This is a genomic window from Mangrovibacter sp. MFB070, from assembly GCF_000705335.1.
Lineage (GTDB): Bacteria > Pseudomonadota > Gammaproteobacteria > Enterobacterales > Enterobacteriaceae > Mangrovibacter > Mangrovibacter plantisponsor.
On the sequence record NZ_JJMI01000019.1, the window covers coordinates 34279 to 47169 of the forward strand.

At 50.0% G+C, this 12891-nt stretch carries 11 protein-coding genes; 7 read left to right on the top strand and 4 right to left on the bottom strand.

Going from position 1 to position 12891, the window contains the following annotated elements:
- Nucleotides 1-154: 154 nt before the first annotated feature.
- On the bottom strand, nucleotides 155-880 hold the full coding sequence (gene rpsB / locus DT73_RS06795; RefSeq protein ID WP_036106023.1) for a 30S ribosomal protein S2: 726 nt from the start codon (nucleotides 878-880) through the stop codon (nucleotides 155-157).
- A gap of 310 nt (nucleotides 881-1190) precedes the next feature.
- Here rpsB and map point away from each other — a divergent pair, with 310 nt between their 5' ends.
- The 4 genes from map (at nucleotide 1191) to DT73_RS06815 (ending at nucleotide 6107) form a co-directional block, all read left to right on the top strand.
- Nucleotides 1191-1985 (top strand): type I methionyl aminopeptidase, encoded by a 795-nt coding sequence (map, locus tag DT73_RS06800; RefSeq protein WP_036106027.1) that lies wholly within the window; start codon nucleotides 1191-1193, stop codon nucleotides 1983-1985.
- Between the two features lie 75 nt (nucleotides 1986-2060).
- Nucleotides 2061-4736: a bifunctional uridylyltransferase/uridylyl-removing protein GlnD gene (gene glnD, locus DT73_RS06805; RefSeq protein WP_036106858.1), complete on the top strand. Its 2676-nt coding sequence runs from the start codon at nucleotides 2061-2063 to the stop codon at nucleotides 4734-4736.
- A gap of 49 nt (nucleotides 4737-4785) precedes the next feature.
- Nucleotides 4786-5610 (top strand): 2,3,4,5-tetrahydropyridine-2,6-dicarboxylate N-succinyltransferase, encoded by an 825-nt coding sequence (dapD, locus tag DT73_RS06810; protein WP_036106030.1) that lies wholly within the window; start codon nucleotides 4786-4788, stop codon nucleotides 5608-5610.
- Between the two features lie 110 nt (nucleotides 5611-5720).
- Nucleotides 5721-6107: a DUF3461 family protein gene (locus DT73_RS06815; RefSeq protein ID WP_036106032.1), complete on the top strand. Its 387-nt coding sequence runs from the start codon at nucleotides 5721-5723 to the stop codon at nucleotides 6105-6107.
- A gap of 28 nt (nucleotides 6108-6135) precedes the next feature.
- On the opposite strand, the gene DT73_RS06820 is transcribed toward DT73_RS06815, so the two are convergent.
- From DT73_RS06820 to dgt, 3 genes are all read right to left on the bottom strand, one after another.
- A complete protein-coding gene (locus tag DT73_RS06820) occupies nucleotides 6136-7296 on the bottom strand; it encodes a CdaR family transcriptional regulator (RefSeq protein ID WP_036106035.1) in 1161 nt (386 codons plus the stop codon).
- A gap of 163 nt (nucleotides 7297-7459) precedes the next feature.
- Entirely contained in the window at nucleotides 7460-8899 is a 1440-nt protein-coding gene (gene degP, locus DT73_RS06825; RefSeq protein WP_036106038.1) for a serine endoprotease DegP, read from the bottom strand.
- Nucleotides 8900-9040: 141 nt separating this feature from the next.
- Nucleotides 9041-10552, bottom strand: a complete 1512-nt coding sequence (gene dgt, locus DT73_RS06830; RefSeq protein WP_036106040.1) for a dGTPase — start codon at nucleotides 10550-10552, stop codon at nucleotides 9041-9043.
- 97 nt (nucleotides 10553-10649) lie between these two features.
- Here dgt and mtnN point away from each other — a divergent pair, with 97 nt between their 5' ends.
- The 3 genes from mtnN to DT73_RS06845 all read left to right on the top strand — a co-directional run bounded on the left by mtnN (nucleotide 10650) and on the right by DT73_RS06845 (nucleotide 12844).
- Complete coding sequence (mtnN, locus tag DT73_RS06835) at nucleotides 10650-11348, top strand: 5'-methylthioadenosine/S-adenosylhomocysteine nucleosidase (RefSeq protein ID WP_036106044.1); 699 nt, start codon at nucleotides 10650-10652, stop codon at nucleotides 11346-11348.
- Nucleotides 11335-12159 carry a vitamin B12 ABC transporter substrate-binding protein BtuF gene (btuF, locus tag DT73_RS06840; protein ID WP_036106046.1) on the top strand — a complete coding sequence of 275 codons (825 nt, stop codon included), beginning with the start codon at nucleotides 11335-11337 and terminating at the stop codon, nucleotides 12157-12159. The genes mtnN and btuF overlap by 14 nt, the downstream gene beginning before the upstream one ends.
- Before the next feature lie 61 nt (nucleotides 12160-12220).
- Nucleotides 12221-12844, top strand: coding sequence for a TRIC cation channel family protein (locus DT73_RS06845; RefSeq protein ID WP_036106049.1), 624 nt, complete (start codon nucleotides 12221-12223; stop codon nucleotides 12842-12844).
- Nucleotides 12845-12891: the final 47 nt, after the last annotated feature.

Here is a 12891-nt window from a genome sequence, read left to right on the forward strand (position 1 = left end):
ACTGTGACACCAATGCAAAAGGGTATAGCGTTCAGCTTATCTGGCTTTATAAAGCCGGACAGGCCGGACTCAAACAAAAAAGGGAGCCTGAGACAGGCCCCCTAACCAAACTATTCATACCTGGTTAATAAGGGCTCTTAAAGAGCGAACCTTATTATTCAGCTTCTACGAAGCTTTCTTCCGCCTGAGTAGCCAGATCCTGAGAACGGCCTTCACGTACGGTTGCTGCTACGGCGCCCAGGTACAGGCTGACAGCACGGATTGCATCGTCGTTACCCGGGATAACGAAATCAACACCATCCGGATCAGAGTTGGTATCAACGATAGCAAATACCGGGATACCCAGGTTGTTTGCTTCTTTGATAGCGATGTGTTCGTGATCAGCGTCGATAACAAACAGTGCGTCCGGCAGGCCGCCCATATCTTTGATACCGCCCAGGCTGTTTTCCAGCTTGTCCAGTTCACGGGTACGCATCAGCGCTTCTTTTTTGGTCAGCTTGTCGAAGGTACCGTCCTGAGACTGAGTTTCCAGGTCTTTCAGACGTTTGATGGACTGACGAACAGTTTTCCAGTTAGTCAGCATACCGCCCAACCAGCGATGGTTCACGAAGAACTGGTCGCAGCTCAGAGCAGCGTCTTTTACCGCTTCGCTTGCAGCGCGTTTTGTACCAACGAACAGAATTTTACCTTTACGGGAAGAAATTTTGTTCAGCTCAGCCAGAGCGTCGTTGAACATCGGTACAGTTTTCTCAAGGTTGATGATGTGAACTTTGTTACGCGCACCGAAGATGAACGGTTTCATTTTCGGGTTCCAGTAACGGGTTTGGTGACCGAAGTGAACACCAGCCTTGAGCATGTCGCGCATGGAAACAGTTGCCATGTTTTAAAACCTCTATATAAAGTTGGGGTTATGCCTCCACGTATCCCATATTACCGACCCCGAAGAGCACCCCGGAATATGTGCCGATACGTGTGTGTTATACACAAAGTGAGATTGAAATCTTCCGTAGTCCGTTTTTGACACGGAAGTCCGGCGCGCTTTATACCACAAATGACGCAAGGACTCCAATAGTTGTTGCCGGGTTCTTTACTTCATCATTCCCGATTTGGCACTCCTTCGCCTGCCCTGATAACATTAGCGTTACTTTCTTTAATTATTGCCGAAATCCCGGCATCTGCGGACCTGATTAATGGCTATTTCAATTAAGACCCCTGAAGATATCGAAAAAATGCGCGTTGCTGGCCGCCTGGCTGCCGACGTTCTTGAAATGATCGAATCCCATGTAAAACCTGGGGTAACCACTGGCGAGCTGGATCGTATTTGTGATGATTACATCGTAAATCATCAAAAAGCTGTCTCTGCCTGCCTGGGCTACCACGGCTACCCAAAATCTGTCTGCATTTCTGTCAATGAAGTGGTATGCCATGGCATTCCCAGTGAAGACAAGGTGTTGAAAGATGGTGATATTGTTAATATCGATGTCACCGTGATTAAAGACGAATTCCACGGCGACACATCTAAAATGTTTATCGTCGGTAAACCCACTATTCTGGGCGAGCGTCTGTGCCGTATCACCCAGGAAAGTCTGTACCTGGGCCTGCGTATGGTGAAGCCTGGTATTCGCCTGCGTACCATCGGCGCTGCAATCCAGAAGTTTGTTGAAGCCGAAGGCTACTCTGTTGTGCGTGAATACTGTGGCCACGGTATCGGGCGTGTTTTCCACGAAGAACCCCAGGTGCTGCACTATGATGCAGATGATGGCGGCGTGGTACTGAAAACCGGCATGACCTTTACTATTGAACCCATGGTAAATGCGGGTGATTACCGCATCCGGACCATGAAAGATGGCTGGACGGTAAAAACCAAAGACAGAAGCTTGTCTGCCCAATACGAGCATACTATTGTGGTTACAGATAACGGCTGCGAAATTCTTACGTTGCGTAAAGATGACACCATCCCCAACATTATTTCGCACGATGAATAAATGAAAAACCGGCTCAGGCCGATTTATCATTACTCTCAGGCCGGCATTTGCCGGCCTTTTTTATGGGCACCACATATGACCAATAGTTTTCCCGAGCAGTATATCGAGCCAAACCTCCCTCTACTCCCAGGTCAACCTGATTACCCATCTTCCTGGCCTGGTTGCCAACTAGAATGCCAGCCCATAAAAAGCGCCCTGGATACTTTTCAACAATGGTTGGGCAGTGCGTTTGATGAAGGTGTGTCTGTCGAGAAGCTGGTTGCTGCCCGTACTGAATTCATTGATCAACTTCTGGATCGCCTGTGGTCCCACTTTGGGTTCGACACTATCGCCGATACTGCCCTGGTAGCTGTTGGCGGTTACGGGCGTGGCGAACTGCACCCGTTGTCGGATATCGACTTGTTGGTACTAAGCCGTGAACGCCTGCCTGAAGACCAGTCACAAAAAATCGGTGAGCTACTGACACTGCTCTGGGATATCAAGCTGGAAGTGGGCCACAGTGTGCGCAGCCTTGAAGAGTGCCTGCTCGAAGGGCTGTCCGACCTGACTATTGCCACAAACCTGATTGAATCACGGCTGCTGACAGGCGATGTGGCGCTGTTTCTCGAACTTCAAAAACAAGTCTTTAGTGATGGATTCTGGCCCTCTGAGAAATTTTTCGCGGCTAAAATTGATGAGCAAAATGAACGCCATCAACGCTACCACGGTACCAGCTATAACCTGGAGCCCGATATCAAAAGCAGCCCGGGAGGCCTGCGAGATATCCAGACACTGCAATGGGTGGCCCGCCGCCATTTTGGCGCAACCTCCATGAATGAAATGCTCGGTTTTGGATTTCTGACCGAGGCCGAACGCGATGAACTGAATGAATGCCAGCATATCTTGTGGCGTATCCGTTTTGCACTGCATCTGGAACTGAACCGCTACGATAACCGCCTGCTGTTCGACCGCCAGCTCAGTGTTGCCCAACGCCTGAAATACCAGGGCGAAGGCAATGAGCCAGTCGAACATATGATGAAAGATTTCTACCGTGCAACCCGGCATGTCAGCGAACTCAATCAGATGCTGCTACAACTGTTTGACGAAGCAATTCTTGCGCTTGATGCGAACGAGAAGCCACGCCCACTGGATGATGATTTCCAACTGCGGGGCACGCTAATTGATTTGCGCGATGACACGCTTTTTCTGCAAGACCCCTGCGCTATTTTGCGTATGTTTTACACCATGGTGCGTAACCGGGAAATTAGCGGCATCTACTCAACGACCTTGCGCCATTTGCGCCATGCACGGCGGCATCTGAATGAGCCGTTGTGCTACAAAGCCGAGGCACGTGAACTGTTCCTGGTCATGCTGCGCCACCCCGGCGCAGTCAGCCGTGGGCTGGTGCCAATGCATCGCTACAGTGTTTTGTCCGCTTATATGCCCCAATGGTCGCATATTGTTGGGCAAATGCAGTTCGACTTATTCCATGCCTACACCGTAGATGAACACACCCTGCGAGTGTTGCAAAAACTGGAGAGTTTTTCCCACGAAGAAACCCGCCAGCGCCACCCACTGTGTGTAGAGTTATGGCCGAGACTTTCCCATCCTGAACTCATTTTGATTGCCGCACTGTTCCATGATATCGCCAAAGGCCGGGGCGGAGACCACTCTGTTCTGGGAGCGCAGGATGTCATTAAATTTGCAGAACTCCATGGCCTTAACTCCCGGGAAAGCCAGTTAATCGCCTGGCTGGTGCGCCAGCACCTGTTGATGTCAGTTACCGCGCAACGCCGTGATATTCAGGATCCTGAAGTCATTGTGCAGTTTGCTGAAGAAGTTCAGACAGAAAACCGCTTACGTTACCTGGTTTGCCTGACTGTTGCCGATATCTGTGCCACCAACGAGACGTTATGGAACAGCTGGAAACAAAGCCTGATCCGCGAACTCTACTTCGCCACTGAAAAACAACTGCGTCGGGGCATGCAAAATACCCCGGATATGCGGGAGCGCGTGCGTAATCACCAGGCCCAGGCCCTGGCGTTACTGCGCATGGAAAATATCGATGAAGAAGCATTGCATAAGATTTGGGCACGCTGCCGGGCCAGCTATTTTGTCCGTCACACCCCAAATCAACTGGCATGGCACGCCCGCCACTTGTTACAACACGATTTAAAGCAACCCATGATTTTGCTCAGCCCACAGGCGACACGTGGCGGTACCGAAATATTCATTTGGAGCCCGGACCGACCTTATCTGTTTGCCGCAGTATGTGCTGAACTTGACCGGCGCAACCTCAGTGTTCACGACGCCCAGATCTTCACAACTCGCGACGGTATGGCAATGGACAGCTTTATTGTACTGGAGCCCGATGGCAGCCCGCTGTCACCTGACAGGCACGAAGCAATTCGCCTGGGCCTGGAGCAAACCGTTAACCAGCGGACCTGGCAGCCACCACAGCCACGGCGCCAACCCGCCCGCCTGCGCCACTTTACGGTAGACACTGAAGTCAACTTTTTGCCAACGCATACCGACCGGCGCACATTCATTGAACTTATCGCGTTAGACCAGCCCGGCCTGCTGGCCATTGTCGGCCAGGTCTTCGCTGACCTCGGTATTTCATTACACGGTGCACGTATCACCACCATTGGTGAACGTGTTGAAGATTTATTTATTGTCGCCACCAGCGAGCGGCGCGCTCTGGATGCCACTCTGCAACAAGAAGTACAACAACGGTTGACAGAAGGCCTCAATCCAAACGATAAAGTGTAGTGAAGTTTTTTTCATGTCATTCACATAAAACATCAGGAAATGATTAACAATGCAGCAGCTACAGAACATTATTGAGTCCGCGTTTGAGCGCCGTGCAGATATTACGCCGGTAAATGTAGATACCGTCACCCGTGAAGCAATTAACCAGGTGATTTCACTGCTCGACAGCGGCGCGCTGCGCGTTGCGGAAAAGATTGACGGCCAGTGGGTAACGCACCAATGGCTCAAGAAAGCTGTGCTGCTTTCTTTCCGTATTAACGACAACCAGGTCATCGAGGGTGCGGAAACGCGCTTCTATGACAAAGTGCCGATGAAATTCGCCGATTACGACGAAGCGCGCTTCCAGAAAGAAGGTTTCCGTGTTGTGCCGCCGGCAGCCGTTCGCCAGGGTGCATTTATCGCCCGCAACACTGTACTGATGCCTTCTTATGTCAATATCGGTGCTTACGTTGATGAAGGTACAATGGTCGATACCTGGGCCACTGTTGGTTCTTGTGCGCAAATTGGTAAAAACGTGCATCTGTCTGGCGGTGTGGGTATCGGTGGGGTTCTGGAACCGCTGCAGGCAAACCCGACCATCATTGAAGATAACTGCTTTATTGGTGCCCGTTCTGAAGTTGTTGAAGGGGTTATCGTTGAAGAAGGCTCAGTGATTTCTATGGGCGTCTTTATTGGCCAAAGCACACGTATTTATGACCGTGAAACTGGCGAAATTCACTATGGCCGCGTACCTGCTGGCTCCGTCGTGGTTTCTGGCAACCTGCCGTCTAAAGATGGTAAATACAGCCTGTACTGTGCGGTTATCGTGAAGAAAGTCGACGCGAAAACCCGTGGTAAAGTGGGTATCAACGAATTGCTGCGTACTATCGACTAATTGCGGTGATAAAAAGGCAGGGAGAACCTGCCTTTTTTGTGTCTGGCACTGGCGAAAATACTTTTTTTCGTTAATTATCTAATAGTTATTTATTCGCTGAGGGTACCGCTATGTACGATAATCTGAAAAGCCTGGGTATTACCAATCCTGATGAAATTGATCGTTACAGCCTCCGGCAGGAAGCGAATAATGATATTTTGAAGATCTATTTTCATAAGGATAAAGGCGAATTTTTCGCGAAAAGCGTTAAATTCAAATACCCACGCCAGCGTAAAACAGTTGTGTCAGACAGTGTGTGCCAGGGTTACAAAGAGATTCAGGAAATCAGCCCAAATCTCCGTTACGTGATTGATGAGTTGGATCAAATTTGCCAGCGCGATCGCAGTGAAGTCGATCTGAAAAGAAAGATTCTTGACGACCTGCGCCACCTTGAAAGTGTGGTTGCCAACAAGATCAGCGAAATCGAAGCCGATCTGGAAAAACTCACCCGCAAATAACCTTCAGGCTGGCGTTATGCCAGCCTTTTCAGCCATGCTGTTCATCCAGCTGTAATGCAATATACAACAGCAAACGGTCGTCAAAACTACTTAAATCAAGCCCGGTCAGTTCCGCGATCCTGTTCAACCGGTACTCTAAGGTATTACGGTGAATAAACAGAGACTTGGATGTTGCCAGCGGCTGTACGTTATGGCGAAACCAGGCAGTTAACGTGCGGCGTAACAACCCGTTATTATCCATTGCTCTGAGTTTCTCCAGCGGACGGGCAAGCTCGTTCGCCTGCCAGCCACCACGCAGGCTGTCGAGTAAAACAGGCAGCATCAGATCCTGGTAAAAATAACTACGGCTGTCAGGCATACGTTGTTTACCCACCATCATGGTGGTGCGCGCCGTTCGGTAAGAGCGGGCAATGCTGCCTTCTCCGGTAAAGTAGTTTCCCAGTGCGACGCGAAAACGTAGTTGGCCGTTTTCTTTCATTCGTGACAGCAGAACGTCTACCCGGCGCCGGTGATCATCGGCATCCCAGCGCCCGTACTGATTCAGTGCAGGTTTCAGTACCACCATTTCACTCAGGGAGACAATTGCCACCAGGTTATTTCGCTCAGGTGTGGTTAATGCTGTTTGCAGTTGCTGGAGTTCATCCATGGCAGAATCCACCCCTAACTGCCCACTGTCTACTTCAACCACTGCCACCACTCGGGGCATCGCCAGGTCAATTCCCAGCCGCTGAGCCCACTCACTTAATGCCGGTGTAATGGTTTCTGCCTGAACCAGATTCATCACCAGTTCTTCACGCAAACGGCTGTCTTGCGCCAGTAAGTGCATCAGGCGAGACTGCTCCAGCATCATTTCTGCCGTCATGCATACCAGCTCACCGTATTTACGCAAGTTCTCTGGTTCGCCTGTGAGCCCAATAACCCCGACTATTTCGCCTTCAAGGCGCAGGGGCAAGTTGATCCCTTCCCGGACACCATGCAAATGGCGGGCGACAGCATTGTCAATATCGACAACGCGTCCCTGAGACAGTACCAGTAACGCCCCTTCGTGCAATTCCCCAATACGCTCCTGGTCGCCACTGCCGATTATCCGCCCGCGCGCATCCATTACATTGATATTGGTATCAATTATCTTCATGGTGCGAGCGACTATCTCTTGCGCCATTCTCGTATCAAAGTGCCAGCCTGCCATGTTTGCCGCCTCCTGTACGTCATCAGCACAGCATAATGAAGAGACTGATGCCTTGCATTGGGCAAATGACCAATTCACCAGATAATAATGCAGAGTTGTGTAAAAGCTCACAAAAAAGGCCGCATACGCGGCCTTTAACTCAGAAAAATTGCTCAGCAATGCATTACTGGAGGAGCAGATAAATGGAACTGTCACCACGTTGAATATTCAACGCCAGTACGCTCGGTTTGCTATCCAAAATTTTGCGCAGTTCAGCAATGTTGTTCACAGGTTGCTGATTTGCCCCCACAATAATGTCGCCTTTTTTCAGCCCGATACGCGCCGCCTGTGAACCTGCTTTCACGCTGTTCACCACAACGCCTTTATCTTTACCAGCTCGGTTACTCATCTCTGCACCTTCAATACCACTGAAGATACTGGAGGAATCAACCTGGTTTTGGCTGCTCTGCTGCAGTTCAACATTCACGTCAATGCGCTTGCCTTCACGCAGCAAGCCCAGTTTCATTTTGCTGCCGACAGGCATAGAACCGATTTCAGCACGCAACGCTGCAAAACTGTTAATCGGTTTATCGTTCATAGAGACAATTACGTCCCCGGCTTTAATACCTGCTTTGGCTGCAGAAGAGTTCGGCAGAACCTGGCTTACGAAAGCGCCACGCTGGGCGTCAACTTTCATCGCTTTTGCCAGTTCAGAGTTCAGTTCTGTCCCCATTATGCCCAGTTCACCGCGGCGAACCTGACCGTACTGAATCATCTGAGCTGTCAGGTTTTTCACCATATTACTCGGGATAGCAAAACCAATACCGATGTTGCCACCATCTGGTGCCAGAATAGCGGTGTTAATACCGATTAACTCACCTTTGAGGTTAACCAGCGCACCACCAGAGTTACCCCGGTTAATGGCGGCGTCGGTCTGAATAAAGTTTTCATAATTTTCAACATTCAGCCCGCTACGCCCCAGCGCAGAAACAATACCTGATGTTACTGTCTCGCCCAAACCATAAGGGTTACCGATCGCCACGGTATAATCACCAACCCGCAAATTATCGGAATCAGCAATTTTTATCGCAGTCAGGTTTTTGGGATCTTTCAGTTGGATCAGCGCAATATCAGAACGCGGGTCTTTGCCAACCACTTTTGCATCAAACCGGCGGCCATCACTCAGTTGCACTTTAATTGACGTTGCGTTTTCAACAACGTGGTTATTGGTTACCACATAGCCTTTATCCGCATCAATAATGACACCGGAACCCAGCGCCATAAATTTTTGCTGCTGGCTGCCATCATTACCGCCGCCATCACCGCTACCACCGCCCTGGCAGAAGGGTGAGTTCTGGAATGGTGAACCATCCTGGCAGAATGGTGAATTATCACCAAAGAATTGCTGGAAGTTACGCGACATACGTGGCGTATTCACTGTCGTGCTGCCTTCAACATTAATACTGACGACAGAAGGCATAATTTTTTCCAGCATAGGTGCCAGGCTGGGCATTTCTTGCGAAGTTGAAGCTGAAGAGGTTTCCGCCGCCAGCGCTGCCACCGGGTTTAATGCCAGGCCCAGGCTCAGTGCCAGGGCGCTCAATGCTAGTGTCGTTTTTTTCATATGGCTCATTCTCAAATTAAGCAGGTAATACAACGTTGCTGTGTTCGTGGTTATCAGAGTCATATTTATAGCGTTAAGTTCCACGACAGCGTTTTCACAAAAGTAAAAAAGTATTGTGCGTCTTTACAAAACTCACCGATATTATTCCACGGCCATCAGGCGACGGTATTCATCCCATGCATACAAATCTGTCATGCCACTGATATAGTCCTGAATAAGCCGACAACGGTAATAGAACTCCCAAACAGGATATTCAGGCTTTGTGTTATCCAGCTTCTCAATTGCTTCCTGATACGCCATGCAATGCTTGCTGGAAAGCTTATGATACAGCCTGCTTTCTATGGGCAACCGACGAACATTTTCCCCAGAAACTAATAAATGGAAATCAGCAAGTGGCAGCAGGAGAAGAGGCCGGTAAATATCAAGCAACCCACTGATTACTCGGTAACCTTGTAATTCGAGTTGTTCAACATCCGGGTGCGAAAAAACATGCCGCATAGCAACATGTTTGAACATACCAAGTAAACGGCTGTACTGGCTGTCATCTTCCAATAACGCATGATTAAAATGCCCGGGGTATATTTCAGGCAGATTATCAATAAATCGCCGGGCAGCATGAGGAACCAGTTTACTGAGAGTATTAACGCGCAAATACATGAAGAACACATCTTCAGCACCACTGCGTACTTTTCCCGCTCGTGATTTTTCCCATGCATCTTCCACAACCAGTGAGAAAAGATCTCCCGTTTGGTGGGTTCCCCAGGCAGTAGAAAGGTGCTGGTAAAGTTGCTCAAGGCTAAAAATCCGCTTTTCTACTGCATCTTCTAAATCGGCAACACAATAAGAAATATCATCTGCAGCTTCCATTATCCAGGTAAGAGGGAAACGACAATTTTCCTCAAGTGAAAGTTCTTTACGTAACCGTACAATATAATTCGCTTCTGAAAGATAAAAACCCGGTTTCTTCATTAAATAGTGGAAACCCTCTGGTGCCGGGCCGCTTTCCCAGGCTGGCCGGGTGTATTTTAAAATACACCCCATTTGTGCCCAGGTGAGGTTCATACGCATCAAGGTATTGACCAGACGAATACCCTGAGCATTTCCTTCAAAGTGGCACAAATCTGTTATTACATGCTGGCGCAGAGTATTCAGTGCAGTCTCCCCTTCACGCAAACACAAAACCTCTGCTGCGCGGGCTTCTTTACCCGGCGCGTCTGTATCAGCACCAGGAAGCAGGCGTTGCCGGAACCAGTCGTTAATAGCCGCTTCACCAAAGTGCCCGAATGGCGGGTTACCGACGTCATGCATCAGGCAGGCCATTTCAACAATACTTTCGAAGGGCCCGGTCAGTTCACTTAACCCGTATTGCTCCAGCAACCGGGCCTCTTTCAGGCGGCTGATAACCTCTTTAGCGATATAACGCCCTACCTGCTGTACTTCCATTGAATGGGTAAGGCGTGTGCGTACTGCAGCATTACGCTCCAGTGGAAACACCTGCGTTTTTTGCTGTAACCGGCGAATGGCCGCTGAATTAATAATTCGCCCGCGATCACTTTCAAAAATCCGCTGGATTTCATGCTCATTTTTTGTCCCCTCTGGCGAACGGAATTGACGATGCCAGTTTATTTTCTTTTGGAAATTGAACTCACTCATATCACCGCCTTAAAAGGGAAAAAATAATCCGATTAAATCCTGTTTGTCTGCCATGATAGACTATGTCTCTGAATACATCATTTAAACAGGTATGGCTATGAAAGCAGGCATCATTGGTGCAATGGAAGAAGAAGTTACGCTCCTGCGTGACAAAATCGAAAACCGCCAGACGATTGAACTGGCTGGTTGCGAAATCTATACCGGTACGTTGAACGGCACTGAAGTCGCGCTGTTAAAATCCGGGATAGGCAAAGTGTCTGCAGCCGTTGGCGCGACATTGTTACTGGAGCACTGCAAACCCGATGTCATTATTAACACCGGCTCAGCTGGTGGCCTGGCGCCGACGTTGAAAGTGGGTGATATCGTGGTTTCCGATGAGGTTCGCTACCACGATGCCGATGTGACCGCATTTGGTTATGAATATGGCCAGCTTCCAGGGTGCCCTGCCGGCTTTAAAGCCGATGAAAAACTGGTGGAAGCTGCGGAACAATGCATTACAGAGCTGTCACTTCACGCCGTACGCGGCCTGGTTGTTAGCGGTGATGCATTTATTAATGGCTCCGTTGGCCTGGCAAAAATTCGCCACAACTTCCCGAAAGCCATTGCAGTAGAAATGGAAGCAACGGCAATTGGCCATGTCTGCCATAAATTTTCCGTGCCTTTTGTTGTGGTCCGTGCCATTTCCGATGTAGCAGACCAACAGTCACACCTGAGTTTTGACGAGTTTCTGACTGTTGCGGCGAAACAGTCAACTTTACTGGTTGAGCGCCTGGTACAAAAACTTGCTCAGAGCTAATTACCTGCTGTTACCTGTATTCGCTTTATTGCTCTTCCCGGCGTGGCTTATGGCCGCGCCGCGTGTTATTACACTCTCGCCTGGCAATACCGAACTGGCTTTTGCTGCCGGGATCACCCCTGTTGCTGTCAGCGCCTGGTCTGATTACCCGCCAGCGGCAAAGTCAATTGAGCAGGTGGCCAACTGGCAGGGAATCAATCTCGAACGTATCGTTGCATTGAAGCCTGACCTGGTGGTGGCCTGGCAGGGAGCCAATGCTCAAAGGCAGGTCGACCAGTTGTCTGCGTTGAGGATTCATGTATTGTGGCTTGACCCGCAAAGTGTCTCTCAGGTTGCAGATGCCATTCGCCAACTGGCTGCGTGGAGCCCCCACCCGGAGCAGGCATCAAAGGCCGCAGACACGTTGATGTCACAGTTTGTGGCGCTTGAAAAACGCTATGCCGCCACCCCACGCAAGCGGGTGTTTTTACAATTTGGTGGCCAGCCACTGTTCACAACCGGCCAGGATTCCATTCAAAACCAGGTCCTGCAGGTATGTGGGGGCGACAATGTTTTTGCCGGCAGCGCGGTTCCCTGGCCACAGGTTAGCCGCGAGCAGGTTCTGGCCAGGAAACCTCAGGTGATTCTGGTTACCGGCAATGAGGCACAAATCCCAAAAATTGAACAATTTTGGCACAATCAACTTTCAGCGTCGGTTATTGCGGTAAATAACGACTGGTTTGAACGTGCAGGCCCACGTATTATCCTCGCCGCACAACAGATATGTGCAGGGCTGGCTGGTTTGCCCAATGTAAACAAGCCGGCACATTAACTCACCTGGCGGTACCAATCCGCCGGGAAATGTTTTTGGAAAGGCATTCAAGAGGAAGACCATGTTGGTGTACTGGCTGGATATCATCGGCACCGCTGTTTTTGCTATTTCAGGTGTTTTGTTAGCGGGCAAGCTGCGTATGGACCCTTTTGGTGTGCTGGTGCTTGGGGTGGTAACCGCTATTGGCGGTGGCACGATACGGGATATGGCCCTGAATAACGGACCCGTTTTTTGGGTAAAGGACCCAACTGACCTGGTCGTTGCGATGGTGACCTGTATGCTGACTATTTTGTTAGTTCGCCAGCCCCGCCGCTTACCTAAGTGGATCCTGCCGGTGCTCGACGCCGTTGGCCTGGCTGTTTTTGTCGGAATTGGGGTGAATAAGGCTTTTGCTGCCGATACCGGCCCGCTGGTTGCCATTTGTATGGGGGTGGTAACAGGTGTCGGTGGTGGGATTATTCGTGATGTTCTGGCCCGGGAAGTTCCGATGATCCTCAGAACGGAAATCTATGCAACAGCCTGTATTGTTGGCGGGATTGTCCATGCGACCGCCTACTACGCTTTTGGCGTACCACTTGAAATCGCCAGTATGGCAGGCATGGTAATCACGCTGGTTATTCGCCTGGCCGCAATTCGCTGGCACCTGAAGCTACCCACCTTTGCACTGGATGACAGAACGCACTGACAAACGGCCCATAGCACCGCCCGGCCAAAATGACGACGCCGTGCATT

Excerpts from the sequence above, each read along its gene's own strand:
- rpsB (WP_036106023.1), bottom strand. The coding sequence starts at position 880 with ATGGCAACTGTTTCCATGCGCGACATGCTCAAGGCTGGTGTTCACTTC.
- map (WP_036106027.1), top strand. The coding sequence starts at position 1,191 with ATGGCTATTTCAATTAAGACCCCTGAAGATATCGAAAAAATGCGCGTT.
- glnD (WP_036106858.1), top strand. The coding sequence starts at position 2,061 with ATGACCAATAGTTTTCCCGAGCAGTATATCGAGCCAAACCTCCCTCTA.
- dapD (WP_036106030.1), top strand. The coding sequence starts at position 4,786 with ATGCAGCAGCTACAGAACATTATTGAGTCCGCGTTTGAGCGCCGTGCA.
- DT73_RS06815 (WP_036106032.1), top strand. The coding sequence starts at position 5,721 with ATGTACGATAATCTGAAAAGCCTGGGTATTACCAATCCTGATGAAATT.
- DT73_RS06820 (WP_036106035.1), bottom strand. The coding sequence starts at position 7,296 with ATGGCAGGCTGGCACTTTGATACGAGAATGGCGCAAGAGATAGTCGCT.
- degP (WP_036106038.1), bottom strand. The coding sequence starts at position 8,899 with ATGAAAAAAACGACACTAGCATTGAGCGCCCTGGCACTGAGCCTGGGC.
- dgt (WP_036106040.1), bottom strand. The coding sequence starts at position 10,552 with ATGAGTGAGTTCAATTTCCAAAAGAAAATAAACTGGCATCGTCAATTC.
- mtnN (WP_036106044.1), top strand. The coding sequence starts at position 10,650 with ATGAAAGCAGGCATCATTGGTGCAATGGAAGAAGAAGTTACGCTCCTG.
- DT73_RS06845 (WP_036106049.1), top strand. The coding sequence starts at position 12,221 with ATGTTGGTGTACTGGCTGGATATCATCGGCACCGCTGTTTTTGCTATT.